Genomic DNA, 22,736 nt, shown 5'->3' on the forward strand with positions numbered 1-22,736 from the left:
GATGGCCATGGACTCACCCGTTCTCGCGCTGGTCGGCGCGACCGGTGCCGTCGGCACCACCATGATCGAGATCATCGACTCCCGCGAGTCGGTGCCGTGGGGCGAGATCCGCCTGATCGCCTCGGCCCGCAGCGCCGGCAAGGTGCTGACGGTCCGCGGCCAGGACATCACCGTCCTGGAGCTGAAGCCCGAGGTCTTCGACGGCGTCGACATCGCGATGTTCGACGTGCCCGACGAGGTCTCCGCCGAGTGGGCGCCGATCGCCGCCTCCCGCGGCGCGATCGCCGTCGACAACTCCGGCGCGTTCCGGATGGACCCCGAGGTCCCGCTCGTCGTGCCGGAGGTCAACCCGGAGAAGGTGACCGAGCGGCCCAAGGGGATCATCGCCAACCCGAACTGCACGACGCTGTCGATGATGGCGGCGATGGGTGCGCTGCACCGCGAGTTCGGGCTCGAGGCGCTGGTCGTGTCGTCGTACCAGGCCGCGTCGGGTGCCGGCCAGCCCGGCATCGACCAGCTGCAGGCCGAGCTGTCCGCGGTCGCCGGCAAGGACCTCGGGAAGGCCGCCGGCGACGTCGCGGCCGTCCTGACCGAGGCCGGCATCCCGGTCGGCGGCGACTCGCCGTTCCCGGCTCCGCTGGTGCTCAACGTCGTGCCGTGGGCCGGCTCCCTCAAGGACGACGGCTGGTCGTCGGAGGAGCTGAAGGTCCGCAACGAGTCCCGCAAGATCCTCGGGATCCCGGAGCTCAAGGTCTCCGCGACCTGCGTGCGCGTCCCGGTCGTCACCACGCACGCGCTGGCGATCCACGCGACCTTCTCCTCGGAGGTCTCGGTGGACGCCGCCCGCAAGGTTCTCGGCGCGCAGCCGACGATCGTCGTCAAGGACGACCCGGCCGCGGGCGAGTGGCCGACCCCGGCCGACGCCGTCGGCGGGGACCCGACCGTGGTGGGCCGGATCCGGCAGTCGCTGGACTTCCCGAACACCCTGGAGTTGTTCGTGTGCGGGGACAACCTGCGCAAGGGTGCCGCCCTGAACACCTACGAGGTGGCGGAGACGGTCGCCGCGGCCGGCTGACCTCCTCCGCACCGACGACGGCCGCCGCCCCGGAGCCCGGGGTGGCGGCCGTCGTCGTGTGCGGGCCCGGACGGGTTCGGCGGATCGTTTCGTGAGAAGTGCGATCAGGCGGTCTGTTCGTCTCCGGGTTCCTCGGGCTCGGCCCGGAACGGCTCCGTGCGTGCCTCACGGTCGTCCTCGGTCTCGAAGTCCACCTGCCCGGGCAGGGTCGAAGTCGGTCCGGGGTCGGGAGGCGAGCGATCCGCGGCGGCTCGCAGTCGCCGGTCCCAGGCGCGCAACTCGATCTCCCACGCTGTGAGATCGTCCTCCCACGTCTCGAGTTCCTGTTGCCGCGTGTACTGGGCCCGAGAGACGTCCCCGTTCCGGCGACGGGCGATCGAGATGCCATGCCAGGCCGTCCGCGTCGCATGGTCATCGAGCAGGCCGACGATCACAGCCAGTCCGGCGAGAACAAGGATTCCAGTGACGACGACGCTCCACAGCACGGTGACCACCCGACCCGTATGGACAGTGTGAAGCCATTATGGGATCGCTTCATGAAATTTCACAACCTAAGTCGGCCAGGTCGTCAGGAGTGGGTAGAGCTGGTCCGACGTCCTGCGACTGGGGTCGAGGTGGTGCGGGGAGCGGTCGAGCCGCCTTGGCGGAGGAGCGCTCGAACCTCGTGGGTCTGGCGTGGCACGGGCGTCTTAGATCCCAGGCATCAGCACTCGCCAACGACCGCTCGGCTCATCACTTTGACCGCTTGCCTTGCTGCGTGTCCTGTCTGGGGGTGGACAATGTAAGGGTCGTCCACCCGTCGCTCGTCTGGCACCGTTCGCTTTGAAGATGGGTGTGAGCCGTACCTCTGGGTGGTGACTAGTCGATTACACGGTTGCCCACTGAATTTTCACGACGATGTTTCGGTCGAGCGTCGTGCCCCTCCGAGGAGTCCCGTGTCTGACTCAAGTCAGCCGAACGCCCACCCCCCACTCTCTTCTGCCGGGCGGGTCAGCCCTTCGGCTGCGCGGAGGCGGCTGGGCGTCGAGCTTCGTCGACTGCGGGAGCAGACCGGTCTGCGCCTGTCGGATGTCGGTCAACGATTGCAGCGGTCGCAGGCGACGGTGAGTCGGCTGGAAAATGGCACTACGCCGGCTCGTGTCGTCGACATCGAGAAGCTGTTGGAGATCTATTCCGAATACGCCACCATTGATGCCTCCACTCGCGAGAGCCTGCTGTCGCTGCTGTCAGACAGCAGGCGTCAGGAGTGGTTCAAGCCGTATCGCGACGTGATCAACAGTGACATGACTGCTGAGCATGTGGGCACGTACATGGAGTACGAGAGCTTCGCGGCCGGCTTCGTGTCGTTCGAGCCGGACCTTGTCCCTGGTCTTCTGCAGACTCCGCAGTACGCCACCGCTGTCGTCGATGCCTTCTTTCCGGAGCGCGATCAGCAGGAGCGGGAACGCCTGGTGCAACTCCGGATGCTCCGCAAGAGGCATCTCGACAAAGCGCACCCCTTGGAGATCGACGTCGTGCTGGGTGAGATCGCTCTGCGTCGTCGCTTCGGATCCGCCGAGACGATGAAGGGACAGCTGCAGGCGTTGGCCGATGAGATCACCGACGGTCGTAAGACCGTGCGGGTTCGAGTCGTACCTGCCGCACTTGCCGTCCCGGCCGCGATCGGCGGGCCGTTCGTCGTCATGACCTTTCTCGACGATCGGGACCAGGACGTTGTCTATATCGAGGGTCGAGCGGGCTCGACCTACCTGCGCGACCCCGCAGACGTCGCCAGCTACCAGAGGCAGTTCGACGTTCTCGCTGGTTCGGCTCTGCATGACAGTCAAGCGGTCGCTCTCATCGAGGGCATCATCGCGAACGAGGGTTGACTAGCTCGGACGACCTCTCAGTCGATCGTGTTCACCTCTCCGTGTTCGCGGGCTACACTCCGTCGCACATCGCCACTACGAGGGGGCCGACGCGGGTGACGGACCACCGTGACCTTGATCAGGTCGCTTTCCGGAAGAGTTCGTACTCCGGAACCGAGAACTGCGTCGAGGTGGCGATCGCCGCGGGAGCAGACATCGTGTTGCGGGACAGCAAGAGCCGAAGCGCCACGCTGATCTTCACGCCGGATGAGTGGACGGCGTTTCTTTCGGGGGTCAAGGCGGGAGAGTTCGACATTCCGGACTGACTGTTACGGCAGGCGCAGCGTCGCCACGATCGCGCGGTGGTCGGTGCCGGGCACCAACCGCGTCCCGAAGGACTCGGCGGCGATCCCGCCGTTGTAGACGATGTGATCGATCTGCGGCCCCAGCCACGACGGCGCCCAGGTCGGCCAGGTCCCGGCCAGCCCGTTGCCGGTCTGCGAGCCCGCGTCGCCGCAGCCCTGGATCGCGTCCCGGAACACCGAGTGGTCGAGCGAGGCGTTGAAATCGCCGGCGACGATCGCCGGGCTCGCCCCGGAGCACCACTTCGCGACGGTCTCCAGGTCCGAGCGCCACTGTCCGACCGAGCGCGGGACCGGGGCGACGGAGTGGAACGCGACGAAGCGCAGGTTCCCCAGGCCGCCGCCGGTGATCTCGATGTAGTCGAAGCGGACGTCCTTGCCGATCCGGGTGCGGACGTCGCCGAGCCGGTCCGACCAGGCCACGGTGTTGCCGGTGACGTCGCGGTCCCAGCGGTCGACGCTGGACGCCGTCCGGTAGCCCAGCGGCTCCAGCAGCGGCGCGATCTCGCTCTCGTAGCGGCCGCCCGCCTCCGGGATCGAGACGACGTCGGGGTTCTCCGCGGCGACGAGCGCGGCGAGGGAGTCGGCGTCGGCGTTGCCCTCGTAGACGTTGAGCGCCAGCACCTTCAGCGGGGTGCCGCCGGTGGGCGCGGGGTCGGCCACGGTGCGCGGGAGCACCATCGCCGCGCCGACCAGCGCGACCAGCGCGAGGACGACCGGCACCGGCCAGAACCGGCGGGCGGCCAGGGTGATCAGCAGGCCGACCACCACCAGCACGCCGAGCGCGGCGACCATCAACGGCCGGAAGGCGATGACCTGCGCGAACGGGGAGTGGGCGTCGAGACCGACGAGGTCGGGCAGCGTCGCGAGCGCGGCGGCGGCACCGAGGAACAGCGCGAACCCCCAGCGCACCCGACCTCCCCGACGACGGGGCCGCCCACTCGGGATGGGCTGGGTCTCGGAGTCGGGGTGGGGCGGTGCGCTCACTCGATCCAGTCTGCCCGAGGGGCACACCTGCCCGCCGCATCCGGACGGTGCCCTGCGCCGATCGTCTGTGGGCGCTCTCAGTGTCCGACTTGCGCGACCGCTCGTCGACCGCTCGCACGTCGAGATGCAGCTCAGGGCTCCGGCGGAGCGATTCGGACGACCCCGAGGTGCATCTCGGCGGCAGCGGGATCGCCGAGATGCAGCCCAGCGGGCCTGGAAGATCCACGAATCCCGCTGACGTGCATCTCGGTGACACCGACGGCCGTGCGGCCCCGGCCGGTCAGGCCCGGACGCGCAGCAGCGGCGCCGCCACCCCGGCGGCGACGACCGCGACCGACCCACAGGCCAGCATCGCCACGCCGGGTGAGGCGGTGTCGACCAGCACCCCCGCCAGCGGGGTCGCGATGGCGATGCCGAGCGTCGTCGCGGAGCCCTGCAGGCCGGTGACCAGGCCGCGCACCCGGTCCGGGGCGAGGTCGCCGATCGCGGCACTGCCCGCCGCGAGCGTCGACGCGGTCGCCAGACCCGCGGGGAGCAGCAGGAACAGCAGGCTCCACCACGACCAGGCCAGCGCCGCCGGGAGCGTCGCCAGCCCGAGCGCGGCGAGCAGCAGCGGCAGCGGCAGGCTGCGGCGGGCGCTGCCGTAGAGGAACCCGCCGACCAGCGACGCCAGGCACCACACGGCGTTGACCAGCGCGATCGCCCACGCCTGCCCGGAGGAGGTGAGGGCGGCGATGAACGCGAACTCGGTGCCCATGATCGCGATCACCGCGGCGGTCACCGCCAGCAGCGCGCCGACCAGCGGTCGGGTCAGCCAGCTGCGCAGCGGGGGGCGGGGGCCGGTGCGGGCGGCCCCGTCGCCGTCGGCACGGACCGGTGGGTCGAGCCGCCACAGCGCGATCCCGGCCAGGACGAACCCGGCGCCGATCACGCGCATCGTCGTCGCCGAGCCCAGCCACACCGTCAGCAGCGACCCGACGGCGGGCCCGGTCATGTAGGAGATCTCGACGGTCATCGAGTCCAGCGCGAAGGCGGGGCGGCGTCGTCCGGCCGGGACGGCGGCCGCGATGACCTGCCGGACCAGCGAGAACACCGGGAGGGTCAGGATGCCGGCGACGAAGGCGGCGCCGAGCAGACCGGCGTAACCCAGCAGCGGCGCCACCGACCAGAACAGCAGGCCCGCGGTCATCGTCAGCGCCAGGACCGGCCGCAGCCCGTGCCGGTCGACCATCGTGCCGAGCAGCGGGGCGCCGATCGCCATCCCGGTCGGGACCGCGGCGGCGACCAGCCCGGCGGCGCCGAAGCCGTGGCCGAGCGTGGTGACGGTGTGCAGGGTCAGGGTGACGCCGACGGCCGTCGCGGGGATGCGGGCGGCCATGCCGATCGCGGTGATCGCACCGACCCCGGGCAGGCGCAGCACGTCGGCGAACGCACCCGGGCCGGCGCGGGGTGCGGTGGCGGCGGTGTCGGGCACGACCCCATCCTGACCCGCGCCCGTCGTCGTCGCGCACCGGTTTCGGGTTTCGGCCGGGACCCCACGGGAAGTCCTTGGGGACCGAACACCGCCGACCGCGACGCGGCCGCGCAGCCGCGGGAGCGTCCCGGTCGACCCGGCGGGGCGCCGCCCGCCCCACCCATGACGCGTACGAGGAGGCTCGGCCGTGACCACGTCGCACCAGCCCAAGCCCACCACCACGGACTCCGGCAGCCCGGTCGCCAGCGACGAGCACTCGCTGACGATCGGCCCCGACGGCCCGCTCCTGCTCAACGACCACTACCTCATCGAGCAGATGGCGAACTTCAACCGGGAGCGCATCCCGGAGCGTCAGCCGCACGCGAAGGGCGGTGGGGCGTTCGCGCGGTTCGAGACCACCGAGGACGTCTCGCAGTACACCAAGGCCGCGTTCCTCCAGCCGGGCGTCGAGTCCCGTGGCGTGATCCGGTTCTCGACCGTCGCCGGTGAGCGCGGCAGCCCCGACACCTGGCGCGACCCGCGCGGCTTCTCGCTGAAGCTGTGGACGACCGAGGGCAACTGGGACATGGTCGGCAACAACACGCCGGTCTTCTTCGTCCGCGACCCCATGAAGTTCCAGCACTTCATCCGCAGCCAGAAGCGGCGCGTCGCGAACAACCTGCGCGACCACGACATGCAGTGGGACTTCTGGACGCTGTCGCCGGAGTCGGCGCACCAGGTCACCTGGCTCATGGGCGACCGGGGCATCCCGAAGACCTGGCGGCAGATGAACGGCTACTCCAGCCACACCTACAGCTGGATCAACGAGGCCGGCGAGATGGTCTGGGTGAAGTACCACTTCAAGTCCGACCAGGGCGTGGAGTGCCTGACCCAGGACGAGGCCGACACCCTCGCAGGCTCGGACCCCGACTACCACCAGGCCGACCTCTACAACGAGATCGAGGCGGGCAACCACCCGTCCTGGACGCTGTACGTGCAGGTCATGCCGTTCGCCGACGCCAAGACCTACCGGTACAACCCGTTCGACCTGACCAAGGTGTGGCCGCACAGCGACTACCCGCTGATCAAGGTCGGGAAGCTGACGCTGGACCGGAACGTCGAGGACTACCACGCCGAGATGGAGCAGGCCGCGTTCGAGCCGAACAACCTGGTGCCCGGCACCGGGCTGTCGCCGGACAAGATGCTGCTCGCCCGCGGGTTCTCCTACGCCGACGCCCACCGCGCCCGGCTCGGGGTCAACTACAAGCAGATCCCGGTCAACGCGCCCCGCAGCGAGGTGAACAACTACCAGAAGGACGGCGCCATGCGGATCACGAACACCCGTGACCCGATCTACGCGCCCAACTCCTACGGCGGCCCGGCGGCCGACCCGAAGCGCGTCTCCGAGGCCCTCTGGTACGCCGACGGTGAGATGGTCCGCAGCGCGTACTCCCTGCGCGAGTCCGACGACGACTGGGGCCAGGCCGGGATCATGGTCCGCGAGGTCTTCGACGACGCCGCCCGCGAGCGCTTCGTCGGCAACGTCGCCGGGCACCTGCTCGACGGCGTGACCGAGCCCGTGCTGCAGCGCGCCTTCGAGTACTGGCGCAACGTCGACAAGAACATCGGCGACCGGATCGAGCAGGCCGTCCGCAACGGCGGCTGACCGCTCCGCGCACCGACCGACGGCCCCGGGGACACCCCCGGGGCCGTCGTGCGTCCTAGGCTCGGGGTGTGGAGATCTGGCACAACCCGCGCTGCTCGAAGAGCCGCGCCGCCCTCGCGCTGCTGACCGACCGCGGCGTCGAACCGACGGTGCGGCGCTACCTCGACGACCCGCCGACCCGCGCCGAGCTGGAGCGGGCCCTGGCCGCGCTCGGCACCGAGGACCCGCTCGCGATCACCCGCACCGGCGAGCCCGCGTTCCGCGGGCAGGGCCTCGCCGGCGCCGACCGGGACACCCTGCTCGACGCGCTGGCCGCCGAGCCGAAGCTCATCGAGCGGCCCGTGGTGATCGACGGTGACCGGGCCGTCGTCGGCCGGCCGCCGGAGAACGTGCTGGGCCTGCTCGGCGACTAGCCCAGAGCCCGCCGCACGAAATCGACCTCGGTCGCGATCAGGTCCAGCTGGTCGGACACCACCAGCGAGCCGTGCCCGGCGTCGAACCGGCTGACCTCGTAGGTCACGTCCCCGCGTCCGGCCAGCGCGTCCAGGTAGTTGTCGATCTGCCGGATCGGGCAGCGCGGGTCGTTCTCCCCGGCCAGCACCAGGACCGGCACGCGGACCTCGTCGACGTAGGTCAGTGGCGAGGCCTCCCGGTAGAGGTCGGGCAGCTCGTCGGGGGAGCCGCCGAACAGCGCCCGGTCGAACGCGCGCAGCTGCTCCATCTCGTCGGCGTAGGCGGCGGCGTAGTCGGCCACCGGCACCCCGGCGACGGCCGCGGCCCACCGCTGCGGCTGCGTCCCGGCGGCGAGCAGCGACAGGTACCCGCCCCAGGACCAGCCGTCGACGACGCAGCGGGCCGGGTCGACGGCGCCGTCGGCGACCAGCGCGTCCTGGACGGCGGCGACGTCCTCCAGCTCGGTCAGCCCCGGCCTGCCCTCGATCGCGTCCCGCCAGGCCGAGCCGTAGCCGGTGGAGCCGCGGTAGTTGACCTCGACGACGGTGAACCCGGCCTCCACCCAGGTGGCGCGGCCGGCGTCGAAACGGTCCTCGTCGGCGGCGTGCGGGCCGCCGTGCAGCACGAACACCGCGGGGGCCGGGCCGTCGGCGGTGCGCGGCGCCTCGGCGACGAGGCTGTGCACGGCGCCGCCGGGTCCGTCGGTCCACACGTCGCGCACGGCGACCGAGCCGGGCGGGCGCTCCCCGGGCGGGGCGACCAGGACGTCGTCGGTGCCGTCCGGGCGCAGTGCCCGGATCTGCGACGGGGTGGCCGCCGACGACGCGGAGTACTCGACGGTGCCGTCGTCGCGGACCTCGGCGGACCCGACGCAGCCGGGCGCGGTGGGCAGCTCGGTCAGCTCGCCGGAGGCCAGGACATAGCGGAACAGCCGGGTGCGGGCGGCGTGGGTGTGCGCGAGGAGCAGCGCGGAGGCGTCCGGGACGAACCCGCCGACCAGCTCGCCGGGCAGGTCGACCGCGAGCTCGGTGACCTCACCGGTGGTCGGGTCCCAGACCAGCAGCTCGTCGCGGCCGCGGCGCTCGTGGCCGACGAGCAGCCGCTGGTCGCCCGCGACGGGGGAGAACTCCAGCGCGGCGAGGCCGCGGCCGGGCCCGTCGTGCAGCTCGGCGACGGTGTCCCCGGTGGCGACGTCGAGCACCCGCAGCGACGGGTGGCGGGAGTCGCCGTGCTCGGAGTGCGAGATCGCCAGCAGCGTCTCGTCCTCCGACAGCGCGCCGACGCCCGCGTCCTCGGTGTGCCGGTAGATCTCCCGGGCGTCGGTGCCGGAGCCGCGCTCGTGCACCGACAGGACCGTGCCGTCGTCGGTGGACACCCCGATCGCGGTGACCCGGCGGCCGATCTCCAGGCCCGCCGGGTAGCCGTCGCCGGCGCCGGGGACGGCGGGCACGGTGTCGGTGCCCGCCGCGGAGGACCACGGCTGGGCGACCCAGTGGCCGAACTCGTCGCCGTCGGTGTCGGCGAACCACCAGACGTGCCCGCCGTCCGGCGGCAGCACGGCCGAGGTGGTGCCGTTGCGCCGGTCGGTGACCTGGCGGTGCTCCCCGGAGTCGCGGTCCCAGGCGTGGATCTCGAAGGTCCCGGTCGCGTTGGACACGTAGACCGAGCGGGCCGGTGCGTCGCGGGCCCAGCCGGGGCGCGACATGCGCACCGCGGTGAACCGGGACCGCCAGCGCTGCTCGCGCTCGTCGTCGAAGAGCGTCGGGGGAACGGGTGCGCTGGGGTGCGGGCTCACGCCCCGATCGTGCCGAACGCCACGAACGGGTGCACCGGGCGGGGTCGTCGGACGCGCATCCGGCAGCATGGAGGTATGCGGAGACCGGCCCGGCTGCTGCTCGCCGGGGTGCTCGTCCTCTCCCCGGCCGCTGCGGGCTGCGGTGCGGCCGGATCGACCGCCGGCACCGTCGTGAGTGGTCCGACGGTCACCGCCAGGGCCGACTCGCAGGGCCTCACCGCGGTCCGGTTCGACCACTCCGCGACGCATCCGGAGCCCGCCGTCCCGACGGTGCGGGTGCGCCGCGGGACGACGGTGGTGCTCACCGTCGGCAGCGACGTCGCGCGCCGGGTGCTGGTCCCGGAGCAGGGCCGTGCCCTCGACGTCAGCGCCGGGGGCACGGTCACCCTGCGCTTCCTCGCGCTGGGGACGTTCACCGTGCGGGTGGCCGAGCCCGGTGCGGTCCGCGGCGGGACGATCATCGGCCGGGTCGAGCCCTGGCACTGACCCGCCGGGGGATCAGGCGAAGGCGTCGGCCCGGTCGGCGATGGCGCGCAGCCCCTCGGCGATGTCCACACCGGACGGCGCGGTGCCGGGGTCGAGCATCCACTGGACCATGAGCCCGGTGAGCAGCGCCTGGTAGACGGAGCCGAGGACGTGCACGCGGCGGTCCGCGGCGGCCGGGTCGTCGGGCAGCGTGTGGAAGGTCAGGGCCAGGCCCTCACGGACCTCCCGCTGGGCCTCGGCGAGCTTCGCGCGCAGCTCCGGCAGCCGCTCGGCCTGGGCGAGCGCCTCGACGTGGGTGGCCCACAGGCGTCGCTGGGTGGAGAACAGGCCGACCACCCGGCTCCAGGTCTCCTCGACCCGGCGCTGCGGGTCGGTGGTCCCGCCCGCGGGCTCGGCGAGCGCCCGGTCGAGCTCCTCGCCCCAGGCCGTCGTCGCCCGCAGCAGGGCCTCGGTGAGCAGGGCGTCCTTGGAACCGAAGTGGTAGCCGATGGAGGCCAGGTTCGTCCCCGACGCGGCCACCACGTCCCGTGCGGTCGTGCGGCCGAACCCCTTCTCGTAGAGGCACTGCGCGGCCCCGTCCAGAAGCTCCTCGCGGTGTCCCATGATCGCGGAACCTATCGGGTCGTCACGGACGTCCGTACACCGGCCGTTCACCCGGTCTGCCACTGTCGTGCAACGCTTGCGTGACGCCGGTCACTGCAGGTAAGGACTGTCATGGCGGTGTCCTCGACGGAGTGGGCACCGGAGCCACGAGGAGTCACCGTGAGCAGACTGCGATTCGGCACCTTCCTGGCCCCGTTCCACCAGCCCGGGCAGAACCCCACCCTCGCGCTGCAGCGCGACCTGGAGCTCGTCGAACACCTCGACCGGCTCGGCTTCGACGAGGCGTGGATCGGCGAGCACCACTCCGCGGGCTCGGAGATCATCGCCTCGCCCGAGATCTTCATCGCCGCGGCGGCGGAGCGGACCCGGAACATCAGGCTCGGGACCGGCGTCACCTCCATCAGCTACCACAACCCGCTGTGGGTGGCCGACCGCATGGTGATGCTCGACCACCTCACCCGCGGCCGCACGATGCTCGGCTGCGGGCCCGGCTCGCTGCCCACCGACTCGTCGATGATCGGCCTGAACCCCACCGACACCCGTGAGCTCCTCGAGGTGAACCTCGACATCATCATGCGGCTGCTGCGCGGCGAGGTCGTGAACGCCGAGACCAGGACCCACAACCTGATCGACGCCCAGCCGCAGCTCGCGCCCTACAGCGACCCGTGCTTCGACATCGCGGTCGCCGCCGTCGCGTCCCCGACCGGGCCGCGGATGGCGGGGCAGCACGGCATCGGCCTGCTGTCCACCGGCGCCACCCTCACCCAGGACGGCTTCGACGCGCTGGCCCACCACTGGAGCGTCGTCGAGGAGCGCGCCGCCCACCACGGGCAGCCCGCGCCCGACCGCAGCAAGTGGCGCCTGGTCGGCCTCATGCACGTCGCCGAGACCCGGGAACAGGCCTACCGCGAGGTCGAGTACGGCATCGAGCACTGGTTCCGCTACTTCCAGAAGGTCGCGGCGTTCCCGCAGATGGCGGTCGAGGGCGGCGACGTCAAGGAGATGATCGACTTCATCAACGACGCCGGGATCGGCGCGATCGGCACCGTCGAGGACGCGAAGGCGCAGGTGCAGAAGCTCGTCGACCAGTCCGGCGGGTTCGGCGCGATGCTGCTGCTCGGCCACGAGTGGGCCAACCCCGAGGCGACGAAGCGCTCCTGGGAGCTCATCGCCCAGTACGTCGTGCCCGAGTTCCAGGGACGCGGGCACCCTGGCGGCCAAGGACCGGGCCAGCTCCACGCGCGAGAAGCACGCCCAGAGCCAGCTCGACGCCGTCGACACCATGACCAAGCGCTACGAGCAGGAGAAGGCGGGCGGCTGACGGGTCCCGGCGCGGCGGCTACCGGCCGCCGCGCCGCGGGCGCCCCGCGCCCGCCACCCACAACGTCAGCAGCACCGCCCCGGTCGGCGCGGAGAAGACCAGGAACCACCACGGGCTCAGGTCGGTCAGCAATGCCAGCACCGAGGTCCCGGCGGCGGCCGCGGCGGTGATGCACAGCCAGATGACCGTCAGGACCCGCATCGCGACGCCCCCGGCCGTCGCGGAGAACAGCACGCCGTCGCGGCGGGAGGGGGCCGAGGAGGCGGGCAGGTCCCGGGTCACCCGGCCCAGGTCGCCGCGGGTGCGCATCCGCCAGACCTCGGTCACGCGCTCGTCGTACTCGGCGAGATCGAGGTAGCCCTCGGCGTGGGCGGCGCGCAGCCGGTCGGCGACGGCCTGGCGTTCGGCGTCGGAGATACGGATCTGCTCGGGTCCCACCACCTCGTCCACCTCCTCGATGATGCCTGTGGGTGCCCGGTCCGTGCCAGGATGACCGCTGTGGCGGCGAGGGCGGTCCCGGCGCGGGCGCGGTTCGCGGCCGCCGTCGTCGGCGCGGGTCCGGGCACCCGGGTGCTGGAGGTGGGCTGCGGGCCGGGTGCCGTGGCGTCGCTGGTCTGCCCCCGGCTCGACCGGGGCGCGGGCGGCGCGATGTGGGCGGTGGACCGCTCGGCCGTCGCCGTCGCGCGGACCACCGAGCGCTGCGCGGCCGCCGTCGACGGCGGCGTGCTCACCGTGCTCCGGTCGGACCTGGCCGGGCTGCGGCTCACGGCGGGCTCGGTGGACGTCGCGTTCACGCTGAACGTCAACCTGTTCTGGACCCGCGACCCCGGGCCCGAGCTGGCGGTGCTGCGCGGGGTGCTCGCGCCGGGCGGGGTGCTGCACGTGCTCTACGAGGGCACCCCACCCGCGGCCGTTGCGTCGGGGCTCCGCCGCAACGGCTGGGACCCGGTTCCGGTGTCCGGCGACGGCGGGGCCGGGGTGACGGCCCGACCGGCCTGAGACGCGCCGGTGCCCGGCGGGACCCCCGCCGGGCACCGGGTCACGTGGGTCGGCTCACTCGCAGGCGATGCCGTCGTTGTCGCGGTCGAGGGCCGAGCGGTAGCCCGGGTCGCCGCGGTACAGCGGGGCCACACCGGCGTTGCGGGCCGCGGTGCAGTTGGCGTAGTAGGCGGACCCACCGCCGGATGCCGGCGCCGGAGCCGGCGCCACGGGTGCCGCCGGGCGCGGTGCGGGAGCAGCGGCCGGGCGCGGTGCGGGAGCGGCCGGACGCGACGCCTGCGGGGCGGGGCGGGGCGGGGCGCGGCGACGGCCGTGCGCGGGGCGGGCGGGGTCGCGACGAGCGGGCGGGCGGGCACGTACGGACGGTCGACGTCGGGGTCCACCGGTGCGCCGGTCGCCGCCGCGGCGGGGGCCACGGGTGCGGCCGGTGCAGCGGCCTCGACCAGCGTGACGGCGGCCGCGCGGTCGTGCGTCGTCGATCCCACCGGGTCCTGCGCGGTGACCGTGCCCGCGGTGACCCCGGCGGCCGGCGCGGACGGCGGACCGAGCACGACGTTCGTGAACCCGGCCTGCGCCAGGACCTCGCGTGCCCGGGCGTCGGTCATGCCGACGACGTCCGGCACCGGCACCGGCACCGGAGCCGGGGCGGGTGCGGCGGCGGGGACGGCCGGGGCCGCGGCCGGCAGCGCCGGCTGCGGTGCGTTCGCCGCACCGACGATGCCGATGGTGGTCGTCAGCAGGCAGAGCACGCTGCCCGCCACGCCCAGGGCGAGCCCGGCGCCGCTACGACCCGCCGTCGTGGCCGCGCCGGTGCGGAACCGGCGCCGACCGGCCTGCGAGAGCGCCCATGCCGGCACCGTGACGAGCAGACCCAGGAACGGGACCCACCCGGCCAGCAGCCCCACGATCCCCAGCCAGAAACCGGCGGTCGCCGGGGAGTTCCCCCGCCGCACGACGGGAATCGGCTGCGTCGCCGGCTCCACGGCGGACCAGGACTGGGTGGCGGTCATGGGAGGTCCTCTCACGGTGGTCCGACCGGAGCTGCCCGCTCCGACGAACGACCTATCGAGAGGTGTGACGCGGCCACTACCGCCCGTCATCAGGGTTGATGACTAGGGCGTGAGCACGAGCTTCCCGACCGCGGAGCGCTCGGCGTACGCGCGGGTCGCGGTGGCCGCGTCGGCCAGGGGCAGGGCCCGCGGGCGGGCCGGGTGCAGCTCCCCGGCGCCGATCCGGCGCAGCACGTCCTCGGCCAGGTCCCGCGACGCGGCGGGGTCGGTGCGCGACCAGTCGCCCCAGTCGACGCCGACGACGGTCCGGTTCCGCAGCAGCACGACGTTCGCGGGCAGTCTCGGGATCGCGCCGGAGGTGAAGCCCAGCACACAGAACCGGCCGCCGGTGCCCAGCGCCCGCAGTGCGGCCTCCGCGGCGTCGCCGCCGACCGGGTCGATCACGACGTCCGCGCCCCCGCCGGTGTGCTCGCGGATCGTGTCCTTGAGGGCGTCGTAGCCGACGGCGGCCTCGGCTCCGGCGGCGAGCGCGGCCGCGCGCTTGTCCGGTGTGGACGCGACGGCGAGCACCCGCGCCCCGGCGGCGCGGGCGTGGTCGACCGCGGCCTGCCCGATCCCCCCGCTCGCCCCGAGCACGACGACCCACTCGCCCGGGCGGACGGTGACCCGGTCCCGGAAGGCGAAGGCGATCGTCCCGTGGCTCTCCATCGAGCTGGCCGCGACGCCCGCGTCGACCCCGCCGGGCACCGGGACCAGGCGATCCTCCGGGACGACGACGTGGCTGGCGAACCCGCCGAAGCTCGTGAGCAGGGCGGCGACCCGCCTGCCGTCCGGGGTGGTCCCGGCGACCGCGGTGCCGGGTGTGAACGGCAGCGGCGGTCGTAGTTGGTAGCCGCCGCGGGCGATCAGCCCGTCGACGAAGCTGACCGCGGCGGCCTCGACGGCGACGAGGACCTCACCCGGTCCCGGCCCCGGGTCCGGCTCCTCCACCAGCTCGAACCGCTCCGGATCGGCGAACTCCCGGCAGAGCACCCGTCGCACCACGCCTCCTCGCGTCGCCCACTGCGTCCGTGGGCGAGCCTCGCACGCGGGTGCCCGGCGGTGATCGTCGGAGTGGCCGCGGTCATGACCGGGCCGGGCAGGCCTCCCGCAGCACGTCCCGGACGCTGCGCGGGTCGCGCCCGATGATCCGGCGCACCGCGTCGCTCGTACGGGCCTGGGCCCCGGTGGCGATGAGCCCGTCGAGTCCGGCGAGCACGTCGGCGTAGTCGGCAGGCATGCCGTCGGCGACGAGCCGCTCGGCCATCGCGGCCACGCCCACCGGGCGGTGCCGGGCCGGCCGCCCGGTGACCTCGGTCCAGATCGCGCACACGTCGTCGTAGGACAGCGCCTCGGGACCGGTGACCACCACGTCCGGCTCCGGCGGTGCCGGGTCGAGCAGCAGTGCGACGGCGACGGCGGCGATGTCCCCCGCGTCGACGAACGGGACCCGGCCGTCCCCGGTCGCGGTCACGACGTCACCGGCACGCAGCCCGCGTGCGGTGAGGTGGTCACCGAGCAGGTTCTGGGCGAACCACGAGGGTCGCAGGAGCGACGGTTCCGGGACCGTGCCCAGGACGACGTCCTGCACCGCGCCCAGCCCGGGCGTGCCGCGCTCGACGGCGGCCGCGCTCAGGAGCACCACCCGGCGCAGACCGCGCCGGACCGCCCGCTCCAGAGCGGGGGCGACCACGGGGACCGGGTCGGGGGTGGCGAGCGGCGGGAGCAGGTACAGGCTCTCGACGCCCTCGAACGCGGCGTCGTGGGTCGCCGGTTCCAGCCAGTCGAACCCCGGCGAGGTGGACCGGGCGGCCCGGCGTACGTCGGCCCCGGCGGACTCCAGCAGCGCGGCGACCCGCCGCCCGGTGGTGCCGGTGGCCCCGGTGACCAGGACCGTCATCGGGTGGCCTCCGCCAGCCCCGTTCGGCCGAGCACCTGCTGGACCTCCAGCGGGCTCCAGTGGTCGCGGTAGCCGGTGATGCCGTCCGGGCCGACGGTCACGACCGCGACGTAGTGCAGGGCGTAGTCCGCCCCGGTCGCGACGACCGTGCCGCGCACGCCGAACTCCACGACGACGGTGTCCGGGTCGCCGGTCGTGTGCCGCACCTCGTCGACGACGGCGGTGGGCAGCAGCAGGTCGTTGTACCCGGCCACGTAGTCGGCGACGGCGTCGCGCCCGGTGAGCGCGCGCGGCGAGCCGGGCGCGGCGAACGGGAAGGTCATCGTGCCGTCGGGGGCCCAGAGCGCGGCGAAGCCCGCCATGTCGTGGGCCAGCACCCGGTCCAGGGCCGCGTCCACGGCGGCGTGGGCGCGCCGGCGTCGGGCGTCGTCGTCCATCGGTCTCTCCGTTGCGTCGATACGGTTCCGTCCCGACGACTATGGACGAGACGGTACCGTCCCGTCCAGTCGCTATGCTGTGGATGTGTCCACTCCGCGCCGTGCCCCGTCCGGAGCCGCCGTCCTGCGGCCCGAGCTGACCGAGGCCGTCGTCGACGCCGTGCTGGCCGAGCTCGCCGAGGTCGGCCACGGCCGGCTGTCGATGCAGCGGGTGGCGGCGCGCGCCGGGGTCGGCAAGAGTGCGCTGTACCGGCGCTGGCCCGGCAAGGACGAGATGGTCATGGACGTCGTCGGCCGGTTCGGGGTCCCGGCCGAGCCGCCGCCGGACACGGGCACGCTCGTCGGGGACCTGCATGCGCTCGTCGTCGGGATGCGGGACTGGCTCGACCACCCCCGGCTGGCGTCGATCGTGCCGGACCTGCTCGCCGAGTCACGCCGGTCGCCGCGGCTGGCCGAGGCGTTCCGGGAGCGGCTGTCCGGGCCGCGCCGGGACCGGTCACGGGAGGTGCTCGCCCGGGCCGTCGCGCGGGGGGAGATCACCCCGGAGCAGGCCGGCGGGGTCGAGGCGGAGCTCGTCGTCGACCTGCTCGGCAGCGTGCCGTTCTGGCGCGTGGCCGTGCACGGCGGCCCGATCGACGACGAGGGTGCGGCGGCCCTCGCCCGGCTCGTCGCACGGGGGATGACCGCGCCGCACCGAGTCGGCCGACGGCCTTCGTGATCCACTGTCGCCCGGGGTCCGGCCTTCCTCCCGCCGGGCCCGCCGAGGGAGGAGCATGGTGGGCGTGTCGTCCGACCGCACGGGCCCCGGGGCCGCGGACGACCTCCGGTCCGACGGCCGCAGTACGCGCTGGGACGCGCACCGCGCGCGCCGTCGGGAGCAGGTGGTCGACGCGGCGCTGATCGTGCTGGGCCGGGACGGGCAGGACTTCGGCCTGGACCAGGTCGCGCAGGCGGCCGGCGTCACCAAGCCGGTGATCTACCGGCACTTCGGCGACCGGGCCGCGCTGCTCGACGCGATGGCCGAACGGGCCACCGACCGCCTCATGGAGCGGCTGATGCCCGCCATCTACCGGGAGAGCCCGGCGTGGACGCGGATCCACGACTCGGTGGACGCGGTCCTGGGCTTCCTCGACGACTCGCCCGGAGTCGACCTGCTGTTCCGCCGACGCCTGCCCGGGCAGCGGGGCGAGGTCGTCGACGCGGGCCGGGAGTTCATCGCCTCCGCGCTGACCGGCCTGCTCGGCGCCTACGCCCTGATGCTCGACGTCGACGAGCCCGACCTCGTCCGGGTGTGGTCGCAGTCGCTCGTCGGCGCGGTGCAGGCGACCGCGGAGTGGTGGCTGCGCGGCCGGGCGACCGGTGACGTCCCGGGGCGGGACGTCGTCGCGACCCACCTGACGGACCTGATCTGGGCGCAGATCGAGGGGCTGGCCCGGCGGCACGGGGTCACGGTGAGTCCCGAATCGCCACTCCCTGTGCGCGTCGAGCCGAAATAGGCGTTACCCCGCGTATAGGGTACCGTCGCGAGCCGGTCGCCCCGGCAGGTCTCGGACCCTCGTGGCGACCGCCGGATGTATCTGCGCACGGGCCCCGTCGCCGGGGAACTCCGGGCGCGCAGTCGTGCGGAGGGGGAGCCATGTCCGAGGGGGCGAACGGCGGGGGTCGGCCGGGCCCGAGACCGGTGCCGGTCGACGATCTGGCGCCGGGCGGGCCGCGGGCGAAGGCCCAGGGCTGCCTGTGTTCGGTGCTGGCGAACGCGGCGTTCCGGGCCGGGGCCGAGAGCAGGCCCTGTATCGACCCGCGCTGCCCGATGCACGCCGACCCGTCCGAGGACTGATCCCACCACGGTGGGGCGCCCCGGCGCTCCGCCCTTCCGGGCAGGGCGGGGTTCACCTCGGGGGATGTGTCCCCGCCCTGCCGCCTCCCATCCGCAGGAGACGATCGTGTTCGACCTGGAGCGCGTGACCGCAGAGCTGCACCGTGAACTCGGCGTGGTCCGCGAGGAACGCCCCGGTGTCCGGCATGCCGGGCTCGTCACCCAGTTGCGTCTGGCGGGGGAGGTCGACGTCCGCGACGGCAGGACGACGATCCACGCCGAGTTCGACGCCCCGGCCCCCGCGCTGCGGATGCGCTCCGAGCTCGGGGCGCTGCACGGTCGCGGCGGGCTGCGGGCCGAGGTCGTGACCGGCGGCGGGGCGATCCTGCGCTACCAGGTGCGGGTCACGGCGCCGGGGACCGACCTGGCCCGGGCGACGGGTCTGGTCGACCGGACCGGACGGCCGGTGCTCGGCCTGCCACCCGCCGTCGTCGCGGCGGGGCCCGCCGTGGCCGCCGGGGTGTGGCGCGGGGCGCTGATCGCGCGCGGCCGGGTCGTGCGACCGGCCGGGCGGGTCCGCCTGGTCGTCACCTGCCCGGGGCCGGCCGTCGTGCTCGCACTGGTCGGGGCGGCGCGCGGGCTCGGGGTGCTGGCCGCACCGCAGGAGACGGTGAGCGAGCACCGCGTCGTCGTGCGGGACCCGGAGAGCGCCGAAGCGCTGCTGCGCAGTGTCGGCGCGCCGGGCGTGGCCGAGATGCTGAGCCGGGTGCCGGTCGCCCCGCGGGGTGCGACCACCGCGGACGGGTCGCTGCAGACGGTGAACGCCCGCCGGGCGGCGACGGCCGCCGCCGCGACGACCGAGCGGGTCCGGATGGCGCTGCGCGCGCTCGGCGACGACGTCGCCCCGCACCTGCGGGAGACCGCGCTGCTGCGTCTGGAGCACCCGTCGCTGTCGCTGGCGGAGCTCGGCCGTCTCGCCGACCCGCCGCTGACGAAGGACACCGTCGCCGGGCGGCTGCGCAGGCTGGTCCGGCTCTCCGGGGTCGCCGGACCCGACGACGACTGAGTCCCGCCGCCACGATCCGCCGCTGCGGCGTACTCGGGGTACGGTGTGGACTCAAGCATTCGCCGCCTAAATTCGTCTAAATCGGGAGGTTGCTTTTCCATGCCTCGGTCCGACTCGGCCACCAAGAATCCGGAAAAGGGATACGTCGCGCTTCTCGGGTGGAGTCTCAATGCGGTGGAGGCGATCGACCGCTTCGACCGCCGCTACGTCGTCGTGGCCCCGGACTGGGCCGAGGAGTACTGCAAGGAGCACGAGATCCCGTACGTCCCGTGGAACTTCGAGCGGCTGAACGACCGCTCGATGGAGATCGCGGAGACCTTGCAGGAGATGGGCGTCGACGTCGCCATCCCGCTGTTCGAGGAAACCGTCGAATGGGCCGGAGCGATCAATTCGGTGCTGCTCGACAACCCGCGGCTGTTCGGGCAGGCGATGCTGCTCCGGGACAAGGCGCTGATGAAGCGTCGCGCACAGCTCGGCGGGATCCGGGTGGGCATCTTCGAGGAGGCCCACGACCGTGACGACATCGTCCGCTTCCTCAAGCGCGTCAACCAGACCCTGCTGAAGCTCGACGGGGACCCGAACGACCCGATCCACATCAAGGCGTTCGACAAGGCGGGCTGCCTCGGGCACCGCGTGGTGCGCACCTACGAGGACATCGACAACATCCCGGACGAGGAGTTCCCGCTCCTGATGGAGTCCCACCTCGACGGGTGGGAGTTCGCCGTCGAGGCGTGGGTGCACAACGGGAAGATCAAGTTCCTCAACATCTCCGAGTACGTCACCCTCGGTTACTCGGTGTTCGTGCCGGCGACCCCGGAGCTGGAGAAGTACCGGCCCGCGATCACCGCGCAGATCGAGAAGCTGATCAAGACCTTCGACATCGAGTTCGGCTTCGTCCACCCGGAGTACTTCGTCACCTCCGACGGCGAGATGTACTTCGGCGAGGTCGCCTACCGCCCGCCGGGCTTCAAGGTCTTCGAGCTGCTCGAGCGCTCCTACGGCTTCAACGCCTACCAGGGCCTCGTGCTGGCGTTCGACCCGAAGACCACCGAGGAGGAGATCGACGCCTTCTTCCCGACGGAGGTCGAGGGGGCCTCCGGCGTGGCCGGCTGCTTCGGGGTCTACCCGCGCCGCCGCGTCGTCAGCAGCCTGCGGATCCCCGAGGAGACCGAGGACGACGACTACTACGAGTCGCACGACCTCACGTCGCCGGTCGAGGAGACCGTGACGAAGAGGACCGCGTTCGGCACGCACTGGGGTCTGCTCTACTTCTTCGGGGACGACCCCTACCGGATGCGCGATCTGTTGAAGAAGCAGGAAGAACTCGACTTCTACGTCTGAGGGCGGGTACCCGCCCACGGCCGTGGAGCCCGAACGAGGGAAGCCGTGTGAAACCGACCGTCGACGTCGCGAGTGGGACCTCGGTGCTGGACAGGCGCCTGGTCTCGCTCGACGACGCCACCCGGGACCTTGCCCGGACCCCGGACTTCGGTAAGACGACGAAGATCCGCAGGGTTCTGGAGCAGCTCCGTCGCGTCCTGTTGCAGGACGGGGGCCCCGCCGCCGTGCAGGCCCGCGCCCGGGACCTGGAGGAGGCCGGCGTGTTCGCCGGCACCGACTGGGCCCACCCGGACATCCTGGTCCCGGCGTTGGTCGGGGCGGGGCTGCACAGCGGCGTCGCCGACACGGTGGTGATGGAGGCGACCAGCGAGCTGCGGATGCTCGCGGTCGCCCTCGGGGAGTACGACCACCCCGCGATCTCCGCCGACGAGGCCCGTCAGTTCCTGTCCCAGGTGCTGGCGATGAACCTCGAGCTGCTGTTCACACCGCCGACCGAGGCGGAGCGGGTCCACGAGGGCCGGACGGCCCAGATGATCCGCGACCTGTTCCGCCACATCGCCGAGGGCATCGGCTACGACAGCGTCCTCGACAAGCTGGTCGCCGAGATCTGGCGGATCCTGCGCCAGCGCCCGATCCAGGTCGACCAGGTGTCGTCGCTGATCACCCGGCTGTCGGTGTGGCGCGGTGACCCGAGCGTGGACCTGTCCTCCGGGCAGGGACTCGACCGGCTGATCACCGCGCTGTTCGGGACCACCGAGGCGAGCCGCGAGGACCCGGGCATCGACGTCTTCCGCTCCCGGCTGGAGGCGATGGACACCGGAGGCCTGCAGTACGAGGCCGCCGGGTTCGCCCGGGCCATGCACGACACCGGGCTCGTGTCGCCGTACCACGCGGAGCTGCTGCAGTTCCTGCGCCACGAGAGCGACTACCTGCTCGCCGAGGCGCTCGGCCTGTCCGACACCGGCAAGAACTGCCTGCTGCGCTTCCGGGACCTGGTGCACCGGCTGATCGAGGAGGCCGTCACCCCGCACACCGCGCAGTGCATCTACGGCCTGGCGCTGCTGCTCGACCGCGGCATCCTCTACGAGCCGCCGGTCGTGCCCGGGCTGTGGCGCCAGATCGCGCTCGAGATCGGCCCGGCCGCGCGGGAGCGCCTGGTCGCCGCGTTCGGCGAGGAGCCCGCACCCGAGGTGCGGCTGCTGGCCGGTGTGCTGTCGATGCTGGGCCAGCCGCTCGGCGTCGGGCAGGGCGACAACCCCACCTGCCAGTCCGCCCGCGCCCTGTCGATGTGGGCCTACAACGACCCGGACTACCTGCTGCAGATGGTCGTCTGGGCGGCCCGCGACGACGAGATCGTCATGCACTTCGAGGGCCAGCGGATCTCGTCGCAGGAGAGCGGAGCCGGGGTCGCGGAGAAGCTGCCGATCGACCTCGACCCGGTGTCACTGGTCGTCGTCCCGCACCTGGACCGGATCTACGCCGAGATGGGCCGCCGCTGCTCCGACCGGCCCGGGGACCCGCACCGCTGGGTCAACCCCGAGTTCCACGGCTGGTGGGCGGCCCGCGGCTTCCACATCAACGTCGACGTCGGGACCGGCAACCTCACCGACCTCGACGCCTTCCTGCGTCAGTTCCACGCCGGCTACCACCCCGGATACAACGGCGGCCAGCCGCTGATCCACCCGCAGCCCGCCGGGATCGCGGTCACCGACAGCGCCGCCCGCTACGTCGGCTGGCATGCCATCGCCATCCTGCGGGTCGCGCCGGACCCGAACGACGTGATGCGGGTGTACTTCTACAACCCGAACAACGACAGCGGGCAGGACTGGGGCGACGGCGTCGTCGTCTCGACGGCGCGCAACGGGGAGCGTTTCGGCGAGGCGTCGCTGCCGTTCGACCAGTTCGCGTCGCGGCTCTACATCTTCCACGGCGACCCGCTGGAGCACGGGGAGCCCGAGCGCGTGCCCGCCGAGGACATCGCCACGATCGTCGGCTACATCGAACGCAGCTGGGGCGCCGACCGGCTCCCCGCCGGTGCACTCCAGGCCTCCGACGGCCCGGCGGCCCCGACCGCCTGACC

At 73.1% G+C, this 22,736-nt stretch carries 23 protein-coding genes and 2 pseudogenes; 14 read left to right on the forward strand and 11 right to left on the reverse strand.

Features of this window, described 5'->3' with window-relative positions; translation table 11 throughout:
- Nucleotide 1 precedes the first annotated feature (1 nt).
- Nucleotides 2-1,075, forward strand: coding sequence for an aspartate-semialdehyde dehydrogenase (locus tag MTO91_RS01600; protein WP_251783105.1), 1,074 nt, complete (start codon nt 2-4; stop codon nt 1,073-1,075).
- A 104-nt stretch (nt 1,076-1,179) separates the two neighbouring features.
- Here MTO91_RS01600 and MTO91_RS01605 read toward each other — a convergent pair whose 3' ends face one another.
- On the reverse strand, nt 1,180-1,569 hold the full coding sequence (locus MTO91_RS01605) for a hypothetical protein (protein ID WP_476653451.1): 390 nt from the start codon (nt 1,567-1,569) through the stop codon (nt 1,180-1,182).
- Between the two features lie 441 nt (nt 1,570-2,010).
- Here MTO91_RS01605 and MTO91_RS01610 point away from each other — a divergent pair, with 441 nt between their 5' ends.
- Both MTO91_RS01610 and MTO91_RS01615 read left to right on the forward strand, forming a co-directional pair.
- Entirely contained in the window at nt 2,011-2,943 is a 933-nt protein-coding gene (locus tag MTO91_RS01610; RefSeq protein WP_476653452.1) for a helix-turn-helix domain-containing protein, read from the forward strand.
- A gap of 95 nt (nt 2,944-3,038) precedes the next feature.
- Nucleotides 3,039-3,248, forward strand: a complete 210-nt coding sequence (locus MTO91_RS01615; RefSeq protein ID WP_476653453.1) for a DUF397 domain-containing protein — start codon at nt 3,039-3,041, stop codon at nt 3,246-3,248.
- A gap of 3 nt (nt 3,249-3,251) precedes the next feature.
- Here MTO91_RS01615 and MTO91_RS01620 read toward each other — a convergent pair whose 3' ends face one another.
- Entirely contained in the window at nt 3,252-4,196 is a 945-nt protein-coding gene (locus MTO91_RS01620; protein ID WP_476653455.1) for an endonuclease/exonuclease/phosphatase family protein, read from the reverse strand.
- 355 nt (nt 4,197-4,551) lie between these two features.
- Nucleotides 4,552-5,745 (reverse strand): MFS transporter, encoded by a 1,194-nt coding sequence (locus MTO91_RS01625; RefSeq protein WP_476653456.1) that lies wholly within the window; start codon nt 5,743-5,745, stop codon nt 4,552-4,554.
- Between the two features lie 187 nt (nt 5,746-5,932).
- On the opposite strand from MTO91_RS01625, the gene MTO91_RS01630 reads away from it, so the two are divergent.
- Together MTO91_RS01630 and arsC are read left to right on the forward strand one after the other, a co-directional pair.
- The gene (locus tag MTO91_RS01630) at nt 5,933-7,390 is read left to right on the forward strand and encodes a catalase (protein WP_073575767.1); all 1,458 of its coding nucleotides are present in this window, start codon (nt 5,933-5,935) and stop codon (nt 7,388-7,390) included.
- Between the two features lie 68 nt (nt 7,391-7,458).
- Nucleotides 7,459-7,803 carry an arsenate reductase (glutaredoxin) gene (gene arsC / locus MTO91_RS01635; RefSeq protein ID WP_100879322.1) on the forward strand — a complete coding sequence of 115 codons (345 nt, stop codon included), beginning with the start codon at nt 7,459-7,461 and terminating at the stop codon, nt 7,801-7,803.
- Here the strand turns inward: arsC and MTO91_RS01640 are convergent.
- Nucleotides 7,800-9,638: a prolyl oligopeptidase family serine peptidase gene (locus MTO91_RS01640; protein WP_476653459.1), complete on the reverse strand. Its 1,839-nt coding sequence runs from the start codon at nt 9,636-9,638 to the stop codon at nt 7,800-7,802. The genes arsC and MTO91_RS01640 overlap by 4 nt on opposite strands.
- 75 nt (nt 9,639-9,713) lie before the next feature.
- Here MTO91_RS01640 and MTO91_RS01645 point away from each other — a divergent pair, with 75 nt between their 5' ends.
- Nucleotides 9,714-10,124, forward strand: a complete 411-nt coding sequence (locus tag MTO91_RS01645) for a hypothetical protein (RefSeq protein WP_405420191.1) — start codon at nt 9,714-9,716, stop codon at nt 10,122-10,124.
- 12 nt (nt 10,125-10,136) lie between these two features.
- On the opposite strand, the gene MTO91_RS01650 is transcribed toward MTO91_RS01645, so the two are convergent.
- The gene (locus MTO91_RS01650) at nt 10,137-10,727 is read right to left on the reverse strand and encodes a TetR/AcrR family transcriptional regulator (protein ID WP_073575772.1); all 591 of its coding nucleotides are present in this window, start codon (nt 10,725-10,727) and stop codon (nt 10,137-10,139) included.
- A 111-nt stretch (nt 10,728-10,838) separates the two neighbouring features.
- On the opposite strand from MTO91_RS01650, the pseudogene MTO91_RS01655 reads away from it, so the two are divergent.
- Nucleotides 10,839-11,747 (forward strand): annotated as a pseudogene (locus tag MTO91_RS01655) (LLM class flavin-dependent oxidoreductase); the annotation flags it as partial.
- Nucleotides 11,748-12,066: 319 nt separating this feature from the next.
- On the opposite strand, the gene MTO91_RS01660 reads toward MTO91_RS01655, so the two are convergent.
- Complete coding sequence (locus tag MTO91_RS01660; protein ID WP_476653460.1) at nt 12,067-12,498, reverse strand: DUF1707 SHOCT-like domain-containing protein; 432 nt, start codon at nt 12,496-12,498, stop codon at nt 12,067-12,069.
- A 48-nt stretch (nt 12,499-12,546) separates the two neighbouring features.
- Here MTO91_RS01660 and MTO91_RS01665 point away from each other — a divergent pair, with 48 nt between their 5' ends.
- Nucleotides 12,547-13,047, forward strand: a complete 501-nt coding sequence (locus tag MTO91_RS01665) for a class I SAM-dependent methyltransferase (protein ID WP_476653462.1) — start codon at nt 12,547-12,549, stop codon at nt 13,045-13,047.
- A 54-nt stretch (nt 13,048-13,101) separates the two neighbouring features.
- Here MTO91_RS01665 and MTO91_RS01670 read toward each other — a convergent pair whose 3' ends face one another.
- From MTO91_RS01670 to MTO91_RS01690, 5 genes and pseudogenes are all read right to left on the reverse strand, one after another.
- The gene (locus tag MTO91_RS01670) at nt 13,102-13,257 is read right to left on the reverse strand and encodes an excalibur calcium-binding domain-containing protein (RefSeq protein WP_476653464.1); all 156 of its coding nucleotides are present in this window, start codon (nt 13,255-13,257) and stop codon (nt 13,102-13,104) included.
- Between the two features lie 245 nt (nt 13,258-13,502).
- Nucleotides 13,503-14,147 (reverse strand): annotated as a pseudogene (locus MTO91_RS01675) (PASTA domain-containing protein); the annotation flags it as partial.
- Nucleotides 14,148-14,159: 12 nt separating this feature from the next.
- Nucleotides 14,160-15,098 carry an NADPH:quinone oxidoreductase family protein gene (locus MTO91_RS01680; RefSeq protein WP_476653466.1) on the reverse strand — a complete coding sequence of 313 codons (939 nt, stop codon included), beginning with the start codon at nt 15,096-15,098 and terminating at the stop codon, nt 14,160-14,162.
- An 82-nt stretch (nt 15,099-15,180) separates the two neighbouring features.
- On the reverse strand, nt 15,181-15,996 hold the full coding sequence (locus MTO91_RS01685) for a Rossmann-fold NAD(P)-binding domain-containing protein (RefSeq protein ID WP_476653468.1): 816 nt from the start codon (nt 15,994-15,996) through the stop codon (nt 15,181-15,183).
- Nucleotides 15,993-16,433, reverse strand: a complete 441-nt coding sequence (locus MTO91_RS01690) for a nuclear transport factor 2 family protein (protein ID WP_062399596.1) — start codon at nt 16,431-16,433, stop codon at nt 15,993-15,995. The genes MTO91_RS01685 and MTO91_RS01690 overlap by 4 nt, the downstream gene beginning before the upstream one ends.
- Before the next feature lie 85 nt (nt 16,434-16,518).
- On the opposite strand from MTO91_RS01690, the gene MTO91_RS01695 reads away from it, so the two are divergent.
- From MTO91_RS01695 to MTO91_RS01720, 6 genes are all read left to right on the forward strand, one after another.
- Complete coding sequence (locus MTO91_RS01695) at nt 16,519-17,151, forward strand: TetR/AcrR family transcriptional regulator (protein WP_346106413.1); 633 nt, start codon at nt 16,519-16,521, stop codon at nt 17,149-17,151.
- 64 nt (nt 17,152-17,215) lie between these two features.
- Nucleotides 17,216-17,929 carry a TetR family transcriptional regulator gene (locus MTO91_RS01700; protein WP_208823387.1) on the forward strand — a complete coding sequence of 238 codons (714 nt, stop codon included), beginning with the start codon at nt 17,216-17,218 and terminating at the stop codon, nt 17,927-17,929.
- A 185-nt stretch (nt 17,930-18,114) separates the two neighbouring features.
- Nucleotides 18,115-18,270 carry a hypothetical protein gene (locus MTO91_RS01705; protein ID WP_226354787.1) on the forward strand — a complete coding sequence of 52 codons (156 nt, stop codon included), beginning with the start codon at nt 18,115-18,117 and terminating at the stop codon, nt 18,268-18,270.
- A 106-nt stretch (nt 18,271-18,376) separates the two neighbouring features.
- A complete protein-coding gene (gene whiA, locus MTO91_RS01710) occupies nt 18,377-19,315 on the forward strand; it encodes a DNA-binding protein WhiA (RefSeq protein ID WP_476653471.1) in 939 nt (312 codons plus the stop codon).
- 99 nt (nt 19,316-19,414) lie between these two features.
- The gene (locus tag MTO91_RS01715; protein ID WP_476653472.1) at nt 19,415-20,656 is read left to right on the forward strand and encodes an ATP-grasp domain-containing protein; all 1,242 of its coding nucleotides are present in this window, start codon (nt 19,415-19,417) and stop codon (nt 20,654-20,656) included.
- Between the two features lie 47 nt (nt 20,657-20,703).
- On the forward strand, nt 20,704-22,734 hold the full coding sequence (locus MTO91_RS01720; protein ID WP_476653474.1) for a hypothetical protein: 2,031 nt from the start codon (nt 20,704-20,706) through the stop codon (nt 22,732-22,734).
- Nucleotides 22,735-22,736 lie beyond the last annotated feature (2 nt).

The organism is Pseudonocardia sp. 2-7, from assembly GCF_056341085.1.

Coding starts and splice junctions, on each gene's coding strand:
- MTO91_RS01600 (WP_251783105.1), top strand. CDS start 2: ATGGCCATGGACTCACCCGTTCTCGCGCTGGTCGGCGCGACCGGTGCC.
- MTO91_RS01645 (WP_405420191.1), top strand. CDS start 9,714: ATGCGGAGACCGGCCCGGCTGCTGCTCGCCGGGGTGCTCGTCCTCTCC.
- MTO91_RS01685 (WP_476653468.1), bottom strand. CDS start 15,996: ATGACGGTCCTGGTCACCGGGGCCACCGGCACCACCGGGCGGCGGGTC.
- MTO91_RS01715 (WP_476653472.1), top strand. CDS start 19,415: ATGCCTCGGTCCGACTCGGCCACCAAGAATCCGGAAAAGGGATACGTC.
- MTO91_RS01690 (WP_062399596.1), bottom strand. CDS start 16,433: ATGGACGACGACGCCCGACGCCGGCGCGCCCACGCCGCCGTGGACGCG.
- MTO91_RS01650 (WP_073575772.1), bottom strand. CDS start 10,727: ATGGGACACCGCGAGGAGCTTCTGGACGGGGCCGCGCAGTGCCTCTAC.